The sequence below is a fragment of the Alistipes sp. CAG:29 genome, assembly GCF_000435435.1.
Taxonomy (GTDB): Bacteria; Bacteroidota; Bacteroidia; order Bacteroidales; family Rikenellaceae; genus Alistipes; species Alistipes onderdonkii.
In genome coordinates this window covers 77,276-81,651 of sequence record NZ_FR893468.1, presented here as the reverse complement: position 1 = coordinate 81,651, position 4,376 = coordinate 77,276, and the positions used below count along the sequence as shown (strand labels likewise).

Genomic DNA, 4,376 nt, shown 5'->3' with positions numbered 1-4,376 from the left:
TCAGCAGGACCGCGGCGCCGAGTTTCCACACTTCACGAAGGGTCGTGTGGCGGATGACGCTCCGGAACGTACGGAACAGAATGAACGTGATGACGCTCAACACGCACGAACCAGCCAGAAGCCACACGCCGTACCAGACCGTGAAAACAGGATGCGGGAAAAGCCCCCGGATCAAAAGGTAGGCGACAAACGTCGAAAAAACAGATACAACGGTATCGATGGCCAAAATCAACCACGACGAAAAGTAACTTGACGACAGGTACTTTTCAGCACCCAGCCGTGACAGCAAGCGGTAAAGCATACAGAAGCGTGAAAATGTTCGATTTTACTCGTTGTTTGAATTCACAGTCCGTCGATCCATCGAAGATAGCGATTCCGGTCAGTTAGCATATTCGAATGACGAATAAAATGAATGCACGTATCGTTTCCATATTCGTTGAAAATAACGGTTTTCGGATCAGTCATCGGCAATCGTAAGGAATTACAAAAACTCTTTCACCGCGTGTTCATGCCATGCGCGGTATTCCGAGACGGAAAGTTCCGCGACCAGCAGTTTTTTGTAATCAGGCTTGTCGCATACCGGGATATGCTGCCGGATGTAAGTCCGTAATTCACTGTCGGGGATGCTGACCATAACCACTGGAAAGGGGTAGTCCTTATGCCTGAAAAGTGCCGTTTCACATTCCGTGAATATCCGGCTTAACTGACAGGCCGACTCTTCGTAGGCGTGCCAATATTCTCCGGCGCCGTATAAGCGGATATACTTTCTGTTGCCCTGTTCTTTGCAGAGTATCTCGACCATACGGGTTTCGATCAGACGTTTCAGCGACATCCAAGGTGGCTCGACATTCGGTTTGCCGTTCATAGTTTTCTAATTCGATTGTATCAGCTTTGCTCAATGGATAAACTACAGTCAGGAGATAACCTCGATCAAGTCGGGATGCACCTCTGCGGCTACGGCCATGACACCTTCCAGCAGGACGACGACCCTGCGGTTTCTTTTGCCCTGCACCTGCATGAATACACCCATTACTCCATTGAGTTTACCTCCGTGGATGCGTACCCGGCGCCCTTTTCGAAGGTCGAGCTCATCCGGATTGTAGTAGGAGATATTTTCTTCGTATTGGGATGAAACCCTGATAAAACTCTCCATCTGGTCATCTGGAACAACGAGATATTCCAAGCCCGTACTTTTCTCCCACATCACGAATTGCAGGAAATTATAGCGTTTCTTAAATTCCGTAATCTGTATGCGACTGGCATGTACGAATACGAGATTCGGAATGACCGGAACGAGGCGTTTCGATTTCACTCCGTGATAGACTCTTACAGCATAATATTTCGGAATAAAATATTCCAATCCATCTTTACCTTTGAGTTTTTCCTCCGCTCTCTTTTCGCTTTTGTAAGCCCGCATGACGAACCAGCGGGCGGTCGTGAGTTCTTCTGTATTGGGCGAGGCGATGTCCATACATTACTTATGTTTGTCCTTTCTGTAAAGGCACATGCCTTTAGTTCATGCCAATCTGTATATTGGCATGTATTACAGTCGTTTATGTTTATTTCCGCCGGAATACCAATCATCTATTCCGCAAATCCGTAAAAAGATATTCTGCTCGTTTTACGCTCTTTCTCTCCGCAAGAGAAAGAGCAATGGATATAATTGGTTATAACTATCTGAAAACCATGCAAAATTTGCACTCGGAAAACTGTTTGCTTGCACAACATTTGTCGGCCAAAAATCTTTTGGCGAATTCGGCAGACGAAAATTTCATCCGGTTTTGGTCGTTATTTCCATTAAATTGCATAACTTTGCGTTCGTCAATATTTCTCTTGCGGAGAGAAGTAGTCTATCACACAACACCTTATCTTTCTTCCCACCCTCCCGGTCAGTCGGAATTGTCCGTCGGAAATGCCTCTGCACCTCATTCTTACCGGTCGCAGGCTGTTTGTGATTTCCTTTGGCGGATTCCCTCTGCCGATACATCTCTTTCCGAGAGAAATAGCGAAATGATTGGCGTTTATTATCAGCGCCTTACACACGAAAGCCTCAGGATTGGTTCAACAAATTCTATTAATGGCTCAACATTCCGAACTGAAATGACCGGGATAATTTTATTTTTCACCGGATTTCGTTGTCGTATTTCATATTTTTCATAACTTTGCGGCAGTATGATATTTCTCTCGGAAAGAGAAGTTGTATCTATCTGTCAGTCCGTTAAATGCTATTTCGGGAACTTAACCGTCGTTTATTTCTTTAATTATCGCTACCGACCCACCTATTCCTTCCGGAGAGAGCGATTTTCCGGTGGATTGATCCGCCGGAAAAAATATCTCTTTCAAGAATAAATCTTAAAAGAGATTTCCGAATGAAATCCGGTTGGATGAAGACAGACTTTTATGCAGCTACAATGCTTTCAGGATTTGGCTGTTCGCCTTGTCTACGGAAGATGTGTCCAAAGAGGCGAGATAAATTCGCGTGGTCTTTTCAGAATCGTGCCCCATTGCTTCGCTGATGGTCGCAAGCGGGATGTTCCTGCTCCTGGCGATGGAGGCCCACCCGTGGCGGGCGACGTAGCTCGTCAAGGGTATGTCCAGTCCCAATCGCACACCCAACTTTTTCAATTTGTCATTTACCAGATGCGCCGCATTCTTGTACTGCCGGCGGGCGTCGGCATTCATGTCTTTAATCACCGGCAGCAGATAGGGAGTGCTGACCGTATCGTATTTGTCGACAATTTCCTGCATGGGTTTTTCCCATTTGACGAACAATTGCTGTCCCGTTTTCTGCCTGCGATAAGAGAGTATGCCGTTTTGCAGGTCTTTCTTCTTCAGATAAGCCATGTCGATGAACGACATTCCCCGGGTGTAGAATGAGAACATGAAAATGTCGCGGGCGAAATCCATCGCCGGGAACAGCGCCAAGTCCATATCCCGGATTCGGCGGATGACTTTCAAAGGTACCGCCCGCTTGACCGTTTTGCCGATGCCCGTGTAAACGTACTTGAACGGATCGCGCTGTACCGTCATTCCCTTTTCGACAGCACGGTTGTAAATGGCACGCAGCCCCCGCATATAGTAGGAAGAGGTATTCGGGCATACGCCCCTCGATTTGAGATAAGTTTCGTATTCGATCATCAGGTCGGAATCCACCTCATCCCACGGCACCTCGACATCTCTGCGGAAACGCCCGAAGCTGTTCAAGACGGTCGTGTAGCGTTCGCTCGTGCGGATTTTCCCGATCTGTCTCAACTGCCCGGCAAGGCTCCGTGCGAAAGAGAGAAAGCCGCCGGCATCCGGAGGCGTAAGATAGCGTGCCGCCACATCCCCGGCAGTATAGCTTTCGCCCGTATGCTCCAACCGGGAGATAATGCGTTCCAGACGGGCTTTGTCGTCCGCTATCCGGCTCTTCAATGCGACAAGGTAAGCGTGCCGGGGGCCTTCGCAGTTCGGCGGGAGTATGTTCCGCTGCAGAACTTCCCATTCCGACGGAAACAGCTTATGACCGCTGCTGATCTGCCGGGTTACACGGTTATGGATTATCTGATAGAACAGTCGGCCTTCCCGATCCGCAACGGACGAGGCCCGGAATTTTACTTTTACGCTTGCCATACGTTTGTTGTTGTTAAAGTTGCCGGGCCAAGGTAACGAGCAAGCGTGCAATTCTATATTTGATTCCGATAACGCTGTCGGTCGGGCGAAGAACCCGATCTTATATTCGCAACCATTTCTTAGCCTGTTTTGCAAGGCTCAGAATCTCGATACTCAGAGCCTTTAATTCTCTCGTTCGCTGTTCCAATGCGGCGATCTGATGCGGGATCGCGACGTTGGAAAAGTGCGAATTGATGGCTTTTACAATCTGGTTATAGTTGTTCCCGAGCTTTTGAAATTGGAAATAAAAGTCGTTAAGCCGTGCGATGAATTGCACCTTCGAAGGGTCGCGTCTGATGACGACGAACTCCTCGGCGAAGATTCTTTTGACGATAAAACGGCTTCTGTTATGCTCCAGTCCAGCTTTGCAGAGCAGCTCGTTGAAACGGATATGCTGCTCTTCATTGAGCCGGAAAGAATACTTGTAACTCGGTGTTCGGGGCTTCCTGTCGGTTATGTCTGTCAGTTTTCGGTTGGTATCCATAGATAGCTTAAAAAAGGGTCGCGACTCGGGAGCGACCCCGGCCTCGCAGAGCGAGCACCTTTGTCGGACAAATGTCAATTTGTCGGACAAAGGTACAGCTCGCTGTTTTCTGGCGAAAACAAAAATCCGCGGTGGAAAATTTTTTGTAAAAACTTTGAAAAGCCTCCGCTACGGCCTCCGAGGGCGGGTCTTTCCCGGTGCAATATTACAACCGTGCGGGCGCCAAAACAAACCCTCGGTG

At 48.3% G+C, this 4,376-nt stretch carries 4 protein-coding genes and 1 pseudogene; all 5 read right to left on the bottom strand.

What is annotated here, in order from left to right; translation table 11 throughout:
* A pseudogene (locus tag QVP03_RS08185) lies at nucleotides 1–301 on the bottom strand (polysaccharide biosynthesis protein); the annotation flags it as partial.
* A 180-nt stretch (nucleotides 302–481) separates the two neighbouring features.
* Nucleotides 482–865 carry a hypothetical protein gene (locus QVP03_RS08180; RefSeq protein WP_022333015.1) on the bottom strand — a complete coding sequence of 128 codons (384 nt, stop codon included), beginning with the start codon at nucleotides 863–865 and terminating at the stop codon, nucleotides 482–484.
* 48 nt (nucleotides 866–913) lie between these two features.
* Nucleotides 914–1,471, bottom strand: a complete 558-nt coding sequence (locus QVP03_RS08175) for a UpxY family transcription antiterminator (protein ID WP_022333014.1) — start codon at nucleotides 1,469–1,471, stop codon at nucleotides 914–916.
* Between the two features lie 935 nt (nucleotides 1,472–2,406).
* Complete coding sequence (locus tag QVP03_RS08170; protein ID WP_022333012.1) at nucleotides 2,407–3,612, bottom strand: site-specific integrase; 1,206 nt, start codon at nucleotides 3,610–3,612, stop codon at nucleotides 2,407–2,409.
* 100 nt (nucleotides 3,613–3,712) lie between these two features.
* Entirely contained in the window at nucleotides 3,713–4,135 is a 423-nt protein-coding gene (locus QVP03_RS08165) for a plasmid mobilization protein (RefSeq protein ID WP_055203886.1), read from the bottom strand.
* Nucleotides 4,136–4,376 lie beyond the last annotated feature (241 nt).